Source organism: Tautonia rosea (assembly GCF_012958305.1).
Classification (GTDB): Bacteria; Planctomycetota; Planctomycetia; order Isosphaerales; family Isosphaeraceae; genus Tautonia; species Tautonia rosea.
On record NZ_JABBYO010000002.1, the window covers coordinates 246389 to 263617 of the forward strand.

15 protein-coding genes are annotated in these 17229 nt (G+C 59.9%); 7 read left to right on the forward strand and 8 right to left on the reverse strand.

Going from position 1 to position 17229, the window contains the following annotated elements; all coding sequences use genetic code 11:
* Positions 1–117: 117 nt before the first annotated feature.
* The 4 genes from HG800_RS03760 to lipB all read right to left on the reverse strand — a co-directional run bounded on the left by HG800_RS03760 (position 118) and on the right by lipB (position 3789).
* Entirely contained in the window at positions 118–1158 is a 1041-nt protein-coding gene (locus HG800_RS03760; protein ID WP_169973906.1) for a DUF1559 domain-containing protein, read from the reverse strand.
* 631 nt (positions 1159–1789) lie between these two features.
* On the reverse strand, positions 1790–1966 hold the full coding sequence (locus HG800_RS03765) for a hypothetical protein (RefSeq protein ID WP_169973908.1): 177 nt from the start codon (positions 1964–1966) through the stop codon (positions 1790–1792).
* Positions 1967–2063: 97 nt separating this feature from the next.
* Complete coding sequence (lipA, locus tag HG800_RS03770; RefSeq protein WP_169973910.1) at positions 2064–3080, reverse strand: lipoyl synthase; 1017 nt, start codon at positions 3078–3080, stop codon at positions 2064–2066.
* A complete protein-coding gene (gene lipB / locus HG800_RS03775) occupies positions 3055–3789 on the reverse strand; it encodes a lipoyl(octanoyl) transferase LipB (protein ID WP_169973912.1) in 735 nt (244 codons plus the stop codon). The genes lipA and lipB overlap by 26 nt, the downstream gene beginning before the upstream one ends.
* A 446-nt stretch (positions 3790–4235) precedes the next feature.
* On the opposite strand from lipB, the gene purE reads away from it, so the two are divergent.
* The 5 genes from purE to HG800_RS03800 all read left to right on the forward strand — a co-directional run bounded on the left by purE (position 4236) and on the right by HG800_RS03800 (position 10487).
* Positions 4236–4742: a 5-(carboxyamino)imidazole ribonucleotide mutase gene (gene purE, locus HG800_RS03780; RefSeq protein ID WP_169973914.1), complete on the forward strand. Its 507-nt coding sequence runs from the start codon at positions 4236–4238 to the stop codon at positions 4740–4742.
* Complete coding sequence (locus HG800_RS03785; protein WP_169973916.1) at positions 4739–5899, forward strand: 5-(carboxyamino)imidazole ribonucleotide synthase; 1161 nt, start codon at positions 4739–4741, stop codon at positions 5897–5899. Before purE ends, HG800_RS03785 begins: the two co-directional genes overlap by 4 nt.
* A 266-nt stretch (positions 5900–6165) precedes the next feature.
* A complete protein-coding gene (locus HG800_RS03790; protein WP_169973918.1) occupies positions 6166–7008 on the forward strand; it encodes a VWA domain-containing protein in 843 nt (280 codons plus the stop codon).
* 212 nt (positions 7009–7220) lie between these two features.
* Entirely contained in the window at positions 7221–9029 is a 1809-nt protein-coding gene (locus HG800_RS03795; RefSeq protein ID WP_169973920.1) for a VWA domain-containing protein, read from the forward strand.
* A 168-nt stretch (positions 9030–9197) separates the two neighbouring features.
* Positions 9198–10487: a BatD family protein gene (locus HG800_RS03800; RefSeq protein WP_169973922.1), complete on the forward strand. Its 1290-nt coding sequence runs from the start codon at positions 9198–9200 to the stop codon at positions 10485–10487.
* 181 nt (positions 10488–10668) lie between these two features.
* Here the strand turns inward: HG800_RS03800 and HG800_RS03805 are convergent, their stop codons facing one another.
* Positions 10669–11880 carry a DEAD/DEAH box helicase gene (locus HG800_RS03805; RefSeq protein WP_235963234.1) on the reverse strand — a complete coding sequence of 404 codons (1212 nt, stop codon included), beginning with the start codon at positions 11878–11880 and terminating at the stop codon, positions 10669–10671.
* Between the two features lie 310 nt (positions 11881–12190).
* Between HG800_RS03805 and HG800_RS03810 the strand changes: the two genes are divergently transcribed.
* Positions 12191–12400, forward strand: coding sequence for a hypothetical protein (locus HG800_RS03810; RefSeq protein WP_169973924.1), 210 nt, complete (start codon positions 12191–12193; stop codon positions 12398–12400).
* 253 nt (positions 12401–12653) lie between these two features.
* Entirely contained in the window at positions 12654–12986 is a 333-nt protein-coding gene (locus HG800_RS03815) for a hypothetical protein (protein ID WP_235963235.1), read from the forward strand.
* A gap of 209 nt (positions 12987–13195) precedes the next feature.
* On the opposite strand, the gene HG800_RS03820 is transcribed toward HG800_RS03815, so the two are convergent.
* The 3 genes from HG800_RS03820 to HG800_RS03830 all read right to left on the reverse strand — a co-directional run bounded on the left by HG800_RS03820 (position 13196) and on the right by HG800_RS03830 (position 17085).
* Positions 13196–14011 carry a TatD family hydrolase gene (locus tag HG800_RS03820; protein ID WP_235963237.1) on the reverse strand — a complete coding sequence of 272 codons (816 nt, stop codon included), beginning with the start codon at positions 14009–14011 and terminating at the stop codon, positions 13196–13198.
* Positions 14012–14015: 4 nt separating this feature from the next.
* Positions 14016–14495: a Fur family transcriptional regulator gene (locus HG800_RS03825; RefSeq protein ID WP_169973929.1), complete on the reverse strand. Its 480-nt coding sequence runs from the start codon at positions 14493–14495 to the stop codon at positions 14016–14018.
* Positions 14496–14682: 187 nt separating this feature from the next.
* Complete coding sequence (locus tag HG800_RS03830; protein ID WP_169973930.1) at positions 14683–17085, reverse strand: FG-GAP repeat domain-containing protein; 2403 nt, start codon at positions 17083–17085, stop codon at positions 14683–14685.
* Positions 17086–17229 lie beyond the last annotated feature (144 nt).

Here is a 17229-nt window from a genome sequence, read left to right on the forward strand (position 1 = left end):
TCTAGCAGAAATCGCAGGGCACGACAGGGTTCGCGCAAAAACACGCCGGGACTGCCATCAAGGAAGTCCCGGCGTGGAATTCAGCAGAGATTCAGCGGAACTGGATCAGGCGAATCTTCAGAACTGATCGGCGCTGATGACCTCACCACCTCGACGGGTCGAGAGGGCCTGATAGACACCCGGGACAGCCGTGCCCTGGGTGTAATATCCCCAGCCACCGCAAGTCTGGTACTGGTGGCCAATCGGCAAACCGTCAGTCCCGAGCTGCCAGGTATTGATTGTGTCCTTGAGGAAACGAACCGAGCCGTCGACGAACGCGAAGTTGGCACCGCCAGGATGATAGCTGGAGGCCGCAGTCACGCTGTGCCAGCTATGGGGGGTCTTACCACGACCAGCCTTGTTGATCGGGGCGGTCGTGTCGAAGAAGGCATCTTCCATCCAGCCGGAGTGCCACCAACGATTCCAGTATTTGCGGGAGTCGGGCCAGAGTTCACCGAACGCAGCTTCACTGAACAGGAAGGTGTTGCTGGTGCCGTCTCGCACTTCGGCAAGCTTGACCGAGCTACCGTCATAGATCGTGCCGGTCGCCGTTCGGGTCACGGTCGCATAGCAGGGATCGAGGGTGTTGTAGCGGAAGTCGGTCATCCAGAATGTGCCGCGGTTGCCCACATAGCTTCGAGCAGCCTGGGTAAAGCCAGGAGGCTGGAAGTCGTACCAGGGGTGCAACGGATTAAGTTCGGAGACTTCCGGGTCGCTTGGGCACCAAAGAACCGAAAGGTTCGTTGCCGCGGCCGTGACATTCGCACCGTCTCTCATGGAGAGATCGAAATTATACGCTTCGAAGAGTGAGCCGGCCTCGACGAAGTGAAGCATGAAGGCGAAGCTATTTACGCCGGTGTACCAACGGTTCCCGCCGCCGGCCCATCGCTGATTCAAATTGCCGGGCGGAAGGCTCCCATAGGTGCTTTCGTAATTGTTCGCTGCAAGGGCCAGTTGCTTCAGGTTATTAATACACTGGCTGCGACGGGCGGCCTCTCGGGCCGATTGCACAGCCGGCAAGAGCAGGGCGATCAGGACACCGATGATGGCAATGACGACGAGAAGTTCGATGAGTGTAAAGCCGGATCGTCTGGTCCGGTTGCGGACAGCAGGATTCATGGTTTCCTCTCGGGGAATCTTGGGCGGAGGATGGGAAGTGATCTTCGAGGCAGGAAAACTGACGGTCAATTTCGGTCTGCGAATTACTTTTGACTGTAATCAACCTTGAGTTCTGCTTTCTCTTCAGCTGTCGGAACAGGGGGCTCACCGTTCACCGGAGCCCGCCCTGAATTGGAACCGCAGCCGGGAAGCAGAAACGCCAAGAGAAGCATGCTCGTCGTGGTTGCCATTACCAGCATCTTTCGGAACATCGTCGCTCACTCGCTGGCCTGAGAAAAACCTGGAGGCGGGTGACCCCGAGGAGGGATAACCGTCAACGTGCCCAGGCAAGTCTCGAGGATGGAGACTTGGATTACCAATTTATCTCGGGTCTGACTAAATTACCATGTTCAAGCCAGAATCGTGTGTGCAAACTGCGAAGATTTGTTGAAGAAGATCGCGCAAGCTGGGCAACGCATCGACAGCCTTCGTTTCGCTGGTTTTAGGAATTCGTTCCGGATCCGATTCCTAGAGTGACAACGCTTCCCATCGGTTCCTCGAGCCGGTGACGAATCGAACCCAGAGTTCGAGGAAGGCCTCACTGACGAGGCTGCTTGAAGCAGCGAATCGTGACGGGGAGGCCCGGAAACCCTCAGTTCTGATTCGGATCGGCGCCGAGCTGATCGAGCGGTGAATCATCGCCAAGTTTCAGCGGTTCGTCTGGCTCGGCGGCGATCGGCGCAGGATCGTTGCCGCCACATCCCGAGATGAGCATCATGGGCGTGAGCAGGGCCAGCAGGAGGGTCGAGCTTCTGAGAAGGGAATTCATGGCGTTGTGGCTCTCTCTTGAACGGGGAGACCTCAAACGATCAATGTGAAGAGGAGAGGAACGATCCTCATCGATCGGGACTTTGAAGGAATCGAGATCATGATTCCATCGAAGTGGGAAGGATCGGAAAGGTTGCGGGGGCCAGTTGTTCAGAAGGTTGATCCCCTGAAGACGATGCTGCCATTCGGTCGGCATGATAGCTTGAGCGCACGAACGGACCACTGGCAACATCCAGGAAGCCGAGGGAACGGGCAATCTGGCCCAGTTCGTCGAATTCTTCGGGGGGGAGGTAACGCTCGACCGGAAGGTGTTTCGGCGAAGGGCGAAGGTATTGACCGATCGTTAGCAGGTCACAACCAACATCGCGGAGGTCGCTCATTGTTTCGATGACCTCCTCGGTTGTTTCGCCGAGGCCCAGCATCAGGCCGCTCTTGGTCAAAAGATCGGGCCGGGCGTGCTTGGCATGGTTCAACACGGCGAGGCTGACGGCGTACTGGCTTTTCCGGCGTACGTAACGCTGCAACCGAGCCACGGTTTCGAGGTTGTGGTTGAAGACCTCGGGAGATGCCGACAGGACGATGTCGATGGCTGTGGTATCACCATCAAAGTCCGGGGTCAGAACCTCGACGACGGCTCCGGTGCGTTCTCGGACAGCAAGAATGCAACGGCGGAAGTGCTCGGCACCGCCGTCGGGCAGATCGTCTCGGGTGACGGAGGTGATGACCACGTGCCTCAGGCCGAGCCGCGCGCAGGCTTCGGCCAGGCGATCGGGCTCATCACTTGCGGGGGCGTCGGGCTTGCCTCGGGGAACCGAGCAGAAGCCACAAGGTCGCGTGCAAACCTCGCCGAGGATCATGAACGAGGCGGTCTTGCGCGTCCAGCACTCGGAGCGGTTCGGACACTTTCCCGACTCGCAAATCGTTTCGAGGCCGAGTTCCTCGATCAATTGAGCCGTTGGTCCCATTCCGCCGGAGGCAGGCAAGGGTCGTTTGAGCCAGGAGGGAAGCCGTCGATGCGGCACCTCCGCTACGGCTCGACCGTCGGGTCCAACGATCGGCAAGGAGGGTATTGAGGTGGGAACAGCATTCTTATCCGAGGCTTTGAGCGTAGGCATGCAATCGGGCCTTGCGGCGGACCATCGGGTGATCGGTGTAGATGTGATGCCGGCTGAGCCCGAAGGTCTTCTCCAGGTGCCGGATCAACGATTCCCGGACCTTTGGCATCGGGGCAGGACGCTGTCGCTGGGCTTCCAGCGAGGTCAGTCGAAGCGAGCGACCCTCAAGACCAGGCTCGTCGAGAATCTGGAATGGTTCCAGATACGGGCCAACGTTGAGCGTCAATCCATGATAGGCGATCCAGCGCTTCACGGCCACGCCGACCGACGCGACCCGAGCGTTGCCGATAAAGACACCGGGCAGGGGAGATCGGGCTGAACCCTTCAGGTCGAATTCGGCCAGTAAATCAATGATCGCCCGGTGAAGTCCATCGATGTAGGTTCGGAGGTCCAGACCCGCTCGGGAGAGATCCAGCGTCAGGTAGGCATTGAGCTGACCGGGAAGGTGGAGGCTGGTGCCCCCGCCGCGGTTGACCCATCGCACACCAATCCCAAGTCGTTTCAGTTCCTCGTCGTCGGCCACGATGTGCGCCCGGCTTCCCGAGCGGCCAATGCTGATCGTGGGAGGATGCTCACAGAGCACCAGGGCTCCGGCGGCCTCCGATTCTCCCAGATCGTAAACAAGACGTTGCTGGAGCAGTTGGGCCTCATCAAAATCGATAAGTCCCAGGAGATACACCTCAAACGAAGGGGGAAGATCGGTCGACATTTCCGGTCGTTAACCCCCCTTTAGCATTGGTCCGAGAGAACGATGTGTTGGCGAGATCAATTGAGCATTGTCGGTCTGGTGAACGCTCGGTTGAGCGCTCGATTGACCAACATTACGGCTAACTGTACACCTCCACCTCCGGCTGCGGCAAGGGCGATCGACGGGGGGCGAGACCTAGGTTTCGACGGCTCAGAACCCGGGGTCCTGATGTGTGCTGGACTTGCGCAATTGGGCAAACCGAATCCCGAGCCGGGAACCATTTGTTGGGTTTGGGTCAAACCGGCCCGGCTGATCATGCAAAGGCAGGGAGAGGGCATCGTCTCGTCTTCCCTGATAGAATTGTAGGTCAGCCCCGACGTTGACACTCGGGGTAACGGAGGACCGTCGACGGATGGAGACGGTTCGGACTGGCCCCAGATCGAGCAGAGCAGGCGATTGGCATCTACATGGGCGAGCACTCTTTCCCAAACGCTGTGAACCCGATGGTTGGCGTCGTCATGGGCAGTACGTCCGACTGGGAAACGATGCGTCATGCATCGGAACTCCTCACCAGTCTGGAGGTTCCTCATGAGGTGCGCGTTGTCTCGGCCCATCGAACCCCCGATCGCCTGGTCACTTATGGTCGGGAAGCGGAGGGGAGGGGACTCCAGGTGATCATCGCTGGAGCCGGAGGCGCGGCCCATTTGCCGGGAATGCTGGCGGCGGTATCGGAATTGCCTGTGCTTGGCGTGCCGGTCGAGTCGAAGACGCTTCAGGGGGTCGATTCGCTTTTGTCGATTGTCCAGATGCCTCGAGGGATTCCCGTCGGCACCCTGGCCATCGGTGCGGCCGGCGCCGCGAATGCGGCACTGCTTGCCGCCGCGATCCTCGCGAGGCAACATCCCGCGATCCGAGCGGCCCTGACCGCATTTCGAGCCTCGCAAACCGAGTCGGTCCCGGAGTCTCCGGTATGAGTTCTCGTGCTGGAACCGAGATTCTTTTGCCACCCACGGCGTTGGGTGTCGTCGGTGGAGGCCAGCTCGGCCGGATGTTTATCCAGGCCGCGCAACGCATGGGTTACCGCACCGTCGTGCTGACTGACGAACCCGACAGTCCGGCTGCTCAGGTCGCGCACGAAGTGGTCAGGGGCAAGGACGACGACCTCCGGACGCTTCAGCGTTTCATCACTCGGGTTGAGGCGATCACCGTCGAGTTTGAGAATGTTTCCAGCGCGGCCCTTCGGTGGCTTGCCGCGAGGATTCCGACCCGGCCCGACTGGCGAGCGGTTCGTATCAGCCAGAATCGCTTGCGGGAAAAAACGTTTCTCTCACAGCATGGCCTGCCAACAGCTCCCTGGAAGCCGGTCCGTTCCGAAGACGAACTGGCAAATGCCTTGGCTGAAGTCGGGCCTTCGATGATTCTCAAAACGGCATCTTCAGGGTATGACGGCAAGGGGCAGGTTCGAATCGAGCAGCCTGGCGAGGCGATCGCTGCCTGGGAGTCGCTCGGCCGGGTTCCCTGTGTGGCCGAGGGAGTCGTCAGCTTCATGGCCGAGATTTCCGTAATCGTTACCAGGGGGCAGGATGGTCAGATCGAGACCTTTCCCGTTGGTATGAACCGCCATGAGCGGCACATTCTTGATTCGACGATCATGCCGGCTCCAGTCGGGCCGATCGTCTCGCAAGAAGCCCGAGACATGGCCGGGACGATTGCCGAGGCAATGGGCTACGTTGGGGTCCTCTGTGCTGAGTTTTTCCTGGCACGCGAGGGGACGCTGAGGGTTAACGAGATCGCCCCTCGTCCGCACAACTCCGGTCACCTCACGATCGAGGCGGCGACGACCAGTCAGTTCGAGCAGCAGGTCCGGGCGCTTTGCGGATTACCCATCGGGCCAACCACGCTGCGCTCGCCCGCGGCAATGGTCAATCTGCTTGGAGACCTCTGGGAAGGGGGTTCGCCCGACTGGTCGAACACTCTGAAAACCGACCCGTCGGCCTCACTGCATCTCTACGGCAAAGGGGCGGCGCCGATTGGCCGCAAGATGGGCCATTTAACGACCCTCGACCCCGATCCGGAGGCGGCCCTTGCCCGAGCCCTGGCTGCTCGACACTCCTCCAGAGTTGGACAATAGCCGATCTGATTGCTGGACATGATCACGCGGGAGCTTTACGGCTCCTCAATGGAAGAGACTTCCCGATCCGATCGCCGCACCGTGATGGAATGATGCGTCTTGCCGATCCCTGGTGCTTGATCTTGCTTCTGTTCGTGGCCATGCCCTGGGTCGCGGAGCGAGTTCGGCCACGTATGCAGTGGTCATCGCTGAGAATTATTCCTCCACGATCCTGGAGGTCGGGTGGTTCGGGCTGGCTCAGACAGGTTTGCTTGACTTTCAGGGCGATGGCAATCGCCTGTCTGGTCGTGGCAATTGCGAGGCCTCAGACGGTGGCCGGTCGGACGATTCTCGCCGGCCGAGGGGTGTCCATTCTGCTCGCGGTCGATCAGAGCCTGACCATGACGGCCGAGGATGTTCCGAGCGGCGATGGGACCTTCATCACCCGGCTCGAAGCCGCCCGGAGAACGATTGATCGCTTCATTATGGGACGGCCCGATGACCTGATCGGGCTGGTCGGTTTCGGTACCTACCCGGATCTGATCTGTCCCCCAACCCTTGATCATGATGTGCTTCGAGCACTCCTGGCCACGCTTGGCCCGGCTCGCCCTGGTGAGAACGCCACGAATATCGGCGATGCAATTGCCTGGTCGCTCCAGTCGGTTCTTGAGACGGAGCCGTCCGAACGAGTCATTGTGCTTTTGACGGATGGTCAGAATGAGCCCGACGTCGCGGCAACACCCGACTGGCTCGACCCTGACGAGGCCGCCACGCTGGTCCGGCGACTTGGCGCCCGACTCTACACCATCGGGGTTGGGGCTCCTGGAGGAATGGTCCGCGTCGACGTGCCCGGTACAGGGATTTCGTACCCTGAGCAACTTCAGGAGGGGTATGATCCCATCGCACTCGACCGTTGGGCCGAACTTGGAGATGGAGAGGCGTTCTCTGCCGAGAGTGCCGAGATGCTCGAACAGGTGTTCGAACGCATCAACACCCTGGAACAACGGCCCTTCACCGGAGAAATCCTGACCCGATATCGCGAGGAGTATCCGCCCTGGGTCGCCGCCGCACTGGTGCTGCTTGCGCTGGATCGCGTTGCTTCCGCAACCCGAGCCCGACGACTTCCCTGAACTCGACGAGCGCACCAGCCGCCTGCCAGTTTCCTGAAGGCTTTCTTGGTCAGAGCCCAGAACGATTGGACATGCTTGATTTGAGATCACCGATGATTCGCGTTTCGACACCAACGTTCGATGCCGATCAGAGGGGCTGACCTCGAGTTTGGGGATTCGCCCAACCCTCGATGACGGCCTTCGATCCAGCCAACCCGGGAGCCCCGATTCTCTTGGACTTTGCTCAGCCTCAATGGCTTTGGTGCTTTGCGCTGTTGCCGATGGTTGGTGTGACGGTCATCGTTGCCGATCGCCGCCGTCGATTGGCCTGGAAGGCACTTACGCAGTCGGGGCGGTCGCCAGGCGATGGGGGGGGCGTGTGGCTCTTGGCGATGTCGACCTTCATTGTCGCACTGGCCCAGCCTCGCTGGGGGCGAGAACCGACTGCGCTTCTACCACCCGGGAGAGATGTGATCCTGGCAATCGATGTCAGTTGGAGCATGGCGGCCGAGGACGTGAGCCCCAATCGGCTCGGAAATGCTGTGTTCGTCGCGGAGGGGCTGACCCGAGTCATCGGACGCGAGTCTGGCGATCGAGTGGGGGTCGTCGCGTTCTCCGACAGAGGGGTGATTCGATGCCCCTTGACGACCAATCTGGGAGCGGTTGTCGAGGTCTTGCAATCCCTTCGACCCGGCGGTGTCGAACCCTCGGGAACAAACCTCGGTGCAGCACTCGAAACCGTACTCGACGCTTTCGATGATGAGCCCCGAGACGGGGGCCGTATTGCGATCATCATTTCGGATGGTGAAGATCATGCGAGGCAATGGGAACAAGGAGCAGAGCAAGCCCGGAACCGTGGTGTGGTGGTTCATACGATCGCCCTTGGTGACCGCGATCAAGGCCATCCGATTCCCATCGGTCCGCTTCGAGGTGAGGATCGGCCTCTGCTGCGGTTCCGCGGCGAGTTGGTCGAATCGCAACGGGTCGATCGTGAACTCCGAGGCCTCGCCCTGGCCACCGGAGGCGCCTTCTTGCCGATCGGACTTGCCTCAGCAGACCTTTCTGAACTCTACGAACAGCACATAATTCCGGTGCAACAACGGGCGAGAGAGGCCTTCTTAAGGCCGGAACGGTCCGAGCGTTTCCGCCTGTTTCTCCTCCTCGGGCTGGCCATTGGTCTGATGGGTGCCTGGCCCTGGCCGCAGCCCATCCCTCGGCGCAAACCCTGGTGGACGTCCTGGATGCTTGTGATGGGTATGACCGCGGTTTCGGTGGGGATGGTCCAGGAGAGTTCCGATGAATTCCGATCGGTGGCTGAGGCCATCACTGCTGGACGATCAGCGTTTGATCAGGGTGATTATGACGCCGCGCTCAACGCCTTTGAACTGGCGGAGCGACTTGCCCCCGAAGCTGCGATCCCTTCATACAATGTTGCTGCAACGCTGTATCAGCTCGGTCGATTCGAGGAAGCCCAAGCACGTTATCGCTTTGCCCAGAATCGCGCCGACGAAGGACTCAAACTCAAAATTGATTATGCCATGGGGAATTGCTCCCTCACTCTGGGTGATCTGTCTGCGGCCATCGGTCATTATGATGATTGCCTCGGTTCAACCGTTGCCGGTGAGCGTTACGATCTGATTCGCTCCTTTGCGAGAGAGAATCGGTTGTTTGCGCTTCGACAGTCGGAATCTGTCGAGCCCCCCTCCCAGGGAGGCACCCCGCCTGGACCTGCTCAGACCCCGGGTGATCCTGACCGGGACGACTCCTCCGAGATCCCCGAGGATCGACCATCAGACGAGGATGCCGGAATGGCCGATTCAGCGAACGCCGATCTGCCGGAGACGGATCCAGGCAGTCAGGGGCCTACTGGGACAACCGCTTCCCCCGGATTCGGTACCGCCTCAGGACGTTCCTCCCCCCGGTCGGGCTCTCCCGCCGACAGGCTTACCCGCGCGCTCGATTCCATTCGAGATGCCCGAGAACGGCGTTTTCCTGACCTGCCGCGTGTCCCGTCAGCTCTACGAGACGCCCCCAACTGGTAACGGCCATTGGGAAGACCATTTCTCGGACCCCACATCGCCGAATTCATGCACGACTCCCGAATCGGTTCCCCCAGGCGAGGGCTGAACAAAGGGTATCGCCAGCGACCTCGAGTGGTGAATCCGCCGATGATTTGTCGCGTGTGCTGGCTCAGAGTAGGGATCCTGGCCATGGTGTTCGGATCGGGAGTTCTAGCTGCTCAGGAGAGCCGGCTACCGGTTCGACTTGAGGACATCCCGGAAGGCCCGCATTACGTTGGCCAGGCAATCCCGGTCCGACTTCTGGTCACGGCGGAAGAGGAGACGCCGTTGATTGATCTCCCAGATGTTGCCCAAGTCGATCTGTTCTTGGTTGGGAGTGATGTTCGACCGATCACGGCCGGATCGATCGGAGCGATGGTTCACGAGACGAATCTTTATCGTTTTGAGCTCTTGCTTATTCCCAGGACGAGTGGCAGTGTGATTGTGCCGGCGTTCCGGGCGAGAGTGGGCGACCGTCATGGAGTAAGCAAACCGATCCGGCTCAATGCGGTCTCGCCTCCGGCCTTCGGCAGACCCCCCTGGTTTCTCGGAGGGATCGGGCCAATCGAACTCGAATGGGCGACCCAGGCAGGAGCAATCCGTCTCGGCGAATCCTTCCTGATTTCCGTTCGGATGAAGGGTGACGGAGCGCTGGGCTCGACGGTTCGGCCTAGGCTCCGAGGATCGGACGGTGGAACGCTTCCTGCAGCGGTCGAGCCGGAAGCGTCGAGACTCGATCTCTCTCCTCCGACTCGAACGGTTTCCTATCGAGTGCGGCCCACAGAGGCTGGAACACTCAAGCTCGCTCCGGTTCTCGTAGCCTGGTTTAATCCTGAAACACGGCGTTATCAAACCGTCAGTACCGAAGGTGTTTCCCTTCGCGTCGCCGATCCCCCTCGGTTCGACCCTGGCATGATCGAAGTGGCCCACTTCGACGAGGAACCTCAGGCGAGCCAGGGTGACTGGAATTGGCTCCTCAACGCCATTGGGATCACCGGAGTCGGAACGATCGTGATGGGGGTCCTGTGGCGAACCGTTCGCCGCTGGCACCGTTCGCCGAACCGAATGGCGGTTCGGGCCGCGCGTGCGATGCGCTCCATGGAAGGGTTGGCCCGCGCCGACTTCGCAGCGGCTTCACTGGTTGCGTATCTCCACCTGGCAACTGGCCGTCCGGAAGGGGTGTTGACCCCCCCCGAGGCTCATGAGGCGATCGCGACCCTCACAGACGACCTCTCGCTCGCCGACCGGGTCAAGACGATGATGGAGACGAGTGATGCGATGCGCTATTCCGGTCGATCATCCGACGATGAGACTCAGCGATCGCTCCTGGAGGATGCGCCCGCAATCTTTCGGGCACTGGCTCGGGTGCGCCTGAATGCATCGCGAACAGACACTGGGCGATCGGGGACCGACGATCCTGAGTCGTCGGTATCATCGTAAGCAACACACACGGCACCGCGTGGGGGCCACCAGGAGTGACAGACCCCCACGAAAGTCGAAGGCCGATGGTTCGATCGCCTGGCAGAATTGATCCGCTGGATCCGTCATCGGCCCGCAGGCATGGATACCGAATCAAGGCAGCGATTGCCGCCTGGAGAGGGCAGGGAGGGAAAGCGAATGCTCAAAGATAACTGAATAACTCTTTGAACGCACCACGTTTCTGCTGAAGCTTGCCCGAGGCATCATGTGCTTCGAACTCACCGAGCGGCAGAGGCGGAATGGTTCGGTTCATGAGCATTTCGATGTTGGTCAGCGGTTCGCCCTGGTCGGGGGTGACGAACAGGTAGGCGACACCGTTACGGCCCATCCGGCCAGTCCGGCCAATCCGGTGAACGTAGTTCTCCGGGTCGTCCGGAATATCGTAGTTGATGACGTGGCTGATGCCGTTGACGTCGATGCCTCGACCGACCACGTCGGTGGCAACCAAAACAGGAATGTCACCCGTCCGGAAAGCCTTCATCACCTTCTCTCGGGCGCTCTGGGGCAAATCGCCGTGAATCACGGCCACGCCCTTCACCACGCGCTTGATCCGATCAGCCAGTTTATCCGCACCACGCTTGGTGCGAGTGAAGACGAGGCATTGCTCGGGTCGCTCGCGACGAAGCAGATGCAGCAGGAGTTCGGTCTTTTTTTCCTGATCAACCGTCACATAGAACTGATTGACGGTTTCGGCGGAAGGCTCGTCCTTCGACAGAAGCAGTTCGACCGGTTTGTACATGTACTTGTCGGCCAGACGACGAATTTCCGTGTCCAGTGTGGCCGAGAGGAGCAACGTCTGGTGCGGGTCGGGAACCCGCCGGAGGATTTTCTCGATGTCGGGCCGAAACCCGATGTCGAGCATGCGGTCGGCTTCGTCCAGGACGACGTGAACCACGTCACCCAGGTAAAGGGAACCGCGTCGAATGTGGTCGATGATACGACCGGGGGTGCCGACAACAATGTCGACGCCGCGCTGCAACACTCGCAACTGCTTCTCGATCGGCTGGCCGCCATAGACGGCACAGATGGCCGCATCGTGATTTACGGCGAGAGTTTGCATCTCGCTGACAATCTGCTGGGCCAGTTCCCGGGTCGGGGCGAGGATCAGAGCCTGAGGCCCTTTTCCGCGTTCTTCGAGCATTTCAATGAGAGGAATGCCGAAAGCCGCGGTTTTCCCGGTGCCGGTCTTGGCCTGGCCGATGACGTCATTTCCTTCAAGGGCTTCAGGAATGACAGCGGCCTGGATCGGGGAGGGAGTTGCGTAGCGGACACGTCGCAAAGCGTCGAGCATCTCGGGGCTCAGCCCCAGGTCAGAGAAGCCAAGGTCGGGCTCCTCAACAGCTCGCTGAATCAAACAAGACCTCCTCGTGGGAGTGGTCAGGATCAACAAAATGAAGATGAGGCGAACAATGCCCCATCAATGGGACGGATCACATCGATTCTTCCAACCTATCCTGCCGATGACCGACGGTCAAGTCACTTCGACCTTGTCTTGGTGACACGCTGTGTTCACGAGGGTCGGCCTCTTGCGAGGCAGCTATCGGCGGCGATAGGCTTTGCAGGTGGTACGATGGATTCTCGCGAGCGGTTCAGACCCGACGACGGCTTGTGCCGATACGCTCGTTCAATCACGTCTTTCCTCGAGCTTCTGGAGCGACCGCGCCATGGCCGATCAACCAACCCCCGGCAGCGATATTCAACAGAAATATCGTCAGTTCCTCGATCTCTTGCCGCTGACGATCTCACTGGCCGGATTACCGCCGAGTGAGGGTCGTTTATTCAATGAGGAGCAAATTGAGGCGCGAGCGATCACAGTGCGCCATGCGTACCGGGTAGCCAAGTCAACCGTTCGGGACCTCTTGGGCGGGTCGTAAGAGGCATGAGCAGGGTTCCGCCTTGTTCCGGTCAGGAGGGCGGATTCCCCTGCCTCGGTACTGGCCCGTCGCCGGTGTGGAGCCGATATGAATCCCGTGGTGATCCTGATCACGAGAGGAATCTCTTCAAGGTGCCTCTCCCGCGATCTGGGTCTCCCTGGTGGTTTCCGAGACCGACTTCCCACTCGTGAAAGGCCGACCTTTGATGACGATGCACCCCCCGGGGCACCGGCCCCGTCGACGGATGCGCGCCATGCTGCTCGGGCTGGGCCTCGATGACTCAGATTCTGACGCGCCCCGTCGCATCATCAACGGCGAGCAATGCCTGATTGTCGGCGGCTCGGAACAGGCTCATGCCGAGACCCTTGAAATGGTGCTCCGGCTCGAAGCCGAGCTCGAGCGACGCGGGCAGGCCCTCGGCGACGTTTCCCCTCCCGACCTGGTCGACATCGCCTGGCGGATTGATTCACCCGAGTTGCACCTGCTCGCGCTTCGCTTGCATTTTGAGCTTCGTCGACGTGGGTTGAGCTTTCATGAAGCGACTCCCGAACAGTTGACGGAACTCTCTCTCGGGGATGGTTCCTGAGCGGATCCCACCTGAGTTGCGTTTTGCAACGGGGGGAATCCCGTAACAGGCCATTGCCGATCGCCATTCCGAGTCCGATTGGTGCGGACGGCGTGGCGATCGGTAATGGCCTTTCTTTCTGAAAGAAGGTCTCGACGGTGCGTGGGATCGATCATCGAGACCGAGGTCCTTCATCCATGCGAGTAGGTGGCGTTTGTGAAGGTTCGCCCTCAGATCGTTTCGGTGTCATCGAGACGGAACAGATGACGCGCATTTCGGGTCGTCTGGAGAGCCAGTGTTTCCGCCCCCATTCCTCGGAGTTCGGCGATTCGACTGCAGGTCAAGGCGACCCGAGCCGGCTCATTTGTCTTCCCTCGGAAGGGGTGGGGGCTCAGGTACGGGCTATCGGTCTCGACCAAGAGCCGATCAATGGGCATCCGAGCTGCAACTTCGCGTAGCGGGTCGAGAGATTCGTTGCGGAACGTGACCATTCCGGCAAAGGAGAGGTGAAGTCCCAGCGCCAGGAATGCTTGAGCATCGTCCCAGTTGCCGGTGAACGAGTGCAGGATTCCCGAGACGGGACGACCAAGTCGCTCAAGCTGGGCAATAGTGTCGGCCTCGCACTGGCGGCAATGAATGATCACTGGCAGCTCATGCTCGAAGGCCAGGGCGAGGTGTCGGTCAAACAGGTCTTGCTGCAGCGAGAACGGGGTGCGATCCCAATAGCGGTCGAGTCCCGTCTCACCAATGGCGACAACCTTCGGCGCATCGGTCAGTTCAACAATCCGCTCCCAGTCGCCCGGTTGAGCCTCGGACCCGTGGTTCGGTTGGATACCGATCGCAGCGACGACTCCGCGGTGTGCCTGGGCCAGGGCCACCGTGTCTTGCGATGACTCCGCAGTCGTGCCAATGGCCACGACCTGAGTCACGCCTGCCTGTCGGGCCCGAGAAAGGACCCCGGGAAGGTCGCGGGCCATCCTTGAGTCGTCGAGGTGGGCGTGAGTATCGACCAATGGACCGATCGCGGTGATCGAAGTCTCAGCCAAGGCGTCAGTTCTCCTGAGGGTCGTCGATCCTGTGGGTCGAGCAGTCCTCAAAGTAGCCGACCACTTCCAGTCGATAGCCGGTCACCCGGAAGCCTTGCCGACCGAGGCGGTCGGCAAGGCCCGGATCAAGCGACTCGATCAGGTCCGGCTCGTACGGGGTCGAGAGGTCCGCAACTGCTCCGGAGCGCAGACATCGCAGGTGATAATGACCATCCGCTCGCCCATCGTAGCGGGTTGAGCCCTCGCTCGAGGGTAACTTGATCACCAGGCCCGCGTCGGCCAGAGCTTCGAGCGCATTGTAAACGGTTGCAAGGCTCAGGTTCGGGATCGACTGTCGGACGGCTTCGAACACCTGCTCTGCTGTCGGATGGTCTTCGGAACGGAGGAGATAGGTGTAGATCTCCTCGCGCTGGCGTGTTGATCGGCGGCCAGCCGACTCCAGGCTGGACCGCATCCGGTGGAGGTCATCGTGATCCACTGCCATCACTTCACCGGGAAGCCCGGCGTTAGGGTCGATGGACGCTCAAACCGCCGCCAGCGGGGACCATCGCCCGGCGCAAGCTCGTCGATCCTCATTGTGGGAATCAGAAGCGATTCAAGTCAACCGCCGACGGACTGAGCGAGCCTCAGTCCGTCGGGCAGTGAGTCCTTGATCGTTCGGAAATTCCAGGTCAGACCAGCGGATCGTCCATCAAGGAATCAAGGGCCGAGTCAATCAGACTGCCCCGCTGCGATCGGATTGATTCGATCGGAGAGGGGGAGGTTGATCCTCCCGAGTCAAACAGCAAGAGGCCATCATTCCGACGGGACGATTGAGCCGCCACAGCAACTCCGGACGTTTGCGTGGGAAGATTACCTGAGGCCTGAAGACGGAAGAACAACGGAGAGAGCACCGGCACGGCTTGACCCAACGGGTGATTGAACGTGATGGACTGCGTTGGACCATCGGTCCCGCTGCGGATCGTCCAGACACCGGTGGAACGATTAAACACCGTCAGGTCGGGAGTCCCATCGCCGGTATAGTCAGCGACGGCGGCAATCTCATTGGCAACCCCGAAGGTTCTTCCGATACCATTCGAAAAGCCGGGGCTAGGTGGTGATGACTGCAAGATGAACCAGTCTGCGGATCCAGGATTCAAATCACTATTTGACCGAAATCCGACGATCTCGGCTCTCCCGTCGCCATTAAAATCTGCGGGAGAGGGTTGGTCAGCGTTGCCCGAGGCACCAAAGAGAATACCGAAGGCTCCCCGTCGTTCACTAAAGGTGAGGTCATTGCTTACGGACGGAAGAATAAACCACTGGGCGGCGTTGGGCACCCCGTTCGAAACATCTTGCGGGGTCCTCACCGGGCGGAACGTGACAATGTCGGCCCGGCCGTCCCCATCGTAATCGTCCGGTGCCGGTAGGTCGGTGCCTCCCGGTGCACCAAAGACAACACTGAAGGCACTGTTACTTAGCGATGGTAAGATGAACCACTGGGCGGCACCCGGAACAAGGTCGCTGTTGGCGCGGAACGTGGCGATATCGGTCCTGCCGTCGCCGTCGAAATCCGCCGGGGCGGGTCGGTCGAGGCTGCCGGGACCACCGAAAGGAACCCTTCGCAGTTGGTCCGTCGTGGAGAGGCGAATGATCCATTCCGTCGCATTTGGAGACGGACTGTTGAAGAGCCGGGCAAAGGGATCGACCACCGCCACGTCCGTCTTCCCGTCCCCATCAAAGTCGCCCGCGATCGGAATCACGTTCGGGCTGACGTTGGGGATCGAGACGGTCGAGACACTCGGGTTATCGTTGTTCGACAGTCGGAGGTGGAACACCGCCGCTCCGGAAGCCGGGTTGTACCGATAGAGGGCAAGATCGGCCACACCGTCGCCATCGTAATCGCCGATGAGCCTGTTGGGATCAGGAAGATCCTGATAGGTCAGTCTCGATATGAAGAGGTTTTGTGCATCTGTCGTCGGGGTCGCAAGGGTCTGATTTGCAACCTGGAATTGATTCCCGAAATACCATCCGGCGACGAGCAACGTGTCCACGTCCAGACTGGAGAAACCTGCAAAAACCGAGGATGAAGGACCGCCAAATTGGAACCCACGCTGATAGACGCCATCTCCGTTAAAGACTGCGTAATAGCTGTTGGTTCCTGACGAAACCTGGCTTTGGGAAACGAAGACATCTCCCCCGATCGAGCTTAAATCGAGTGTGCCCTCGAAATTGCCGCCAACGATGACGTTTCCACCGGAATCAATGGCCAGTCCTCCCGCAGGAGCGGGGAAGACAGGTTGAGCATTGCCAATCGAATGAGCCCAATCCACCTGAGAAAGATCCGGGCTCCAACGTCCAACAACCGTATCGATCGAACCCTGACTCGACAGAACGATCGAGGAGTTCTCCAGAGTCAGGTTCGAATTGAAGTTGCCGGCAGCAAGAACGCCTTCAACAGACGTTCCCGTCTCGAGCAGGGCGACATTCGACATCAGCCCCGCCCCTGGGCCGGTCAGAGTCGTTACGTTCTGAAAAACGCCTGTACTGGAAAGTCGGAGGAGGAAGAGATCGCTCGTTCCCGACCCTACGCGTTCCACTCGTCCCGGGCCGGGATCAAAGTCAACCGTTCCACCGTACGATCCAACGAGATAGATGTCCGAATTTCCTGAAGCGATCGCAAGATTCTGGACACGTAATCGATTCGCGGCACTTCCTGTATCCGATGCCAGGATTGAGACATCGATGAAATTGCCATTCGCATTTAACCTGGCGACGAACGAATCGTTACTGCCAGCAATATTCTCCTCATTCTGACCCGGATCGAAGTCAGTTGTTCCTCCGATGAGGAGACCTGCAACAATGATTGTCCCTGAGGAGTTCACGCCCACCGCCTGAGGCAAGTTGTTGTTGGCGTTCCCAGCCAGATCGCGGAAGCGGGCGACGGACTGAAACTGCCCCTGGTCGGCGTCAACGCTCAGCAGAAATCCACCCGCGTCGAAGGGTGTTCCAGTTGGAGGGACTGCTCCACTGAGGTCGACCCCCGAGGAGGCACTACCCACCGCCAGCACGTCACCATCAGGCGAGAGAGCCATGTTGGTAAAATTGAACGACTCTCCGTTGCCAACATGGATCTGATAAACCCAGTCCAAACTCCCATCGGCGGAATACCGTGCTAAAAAGCCATCCGCAGGCCCCGACGTGTTCGTGAGCGAATTCGGCGCTTGGCTGAGGAACGG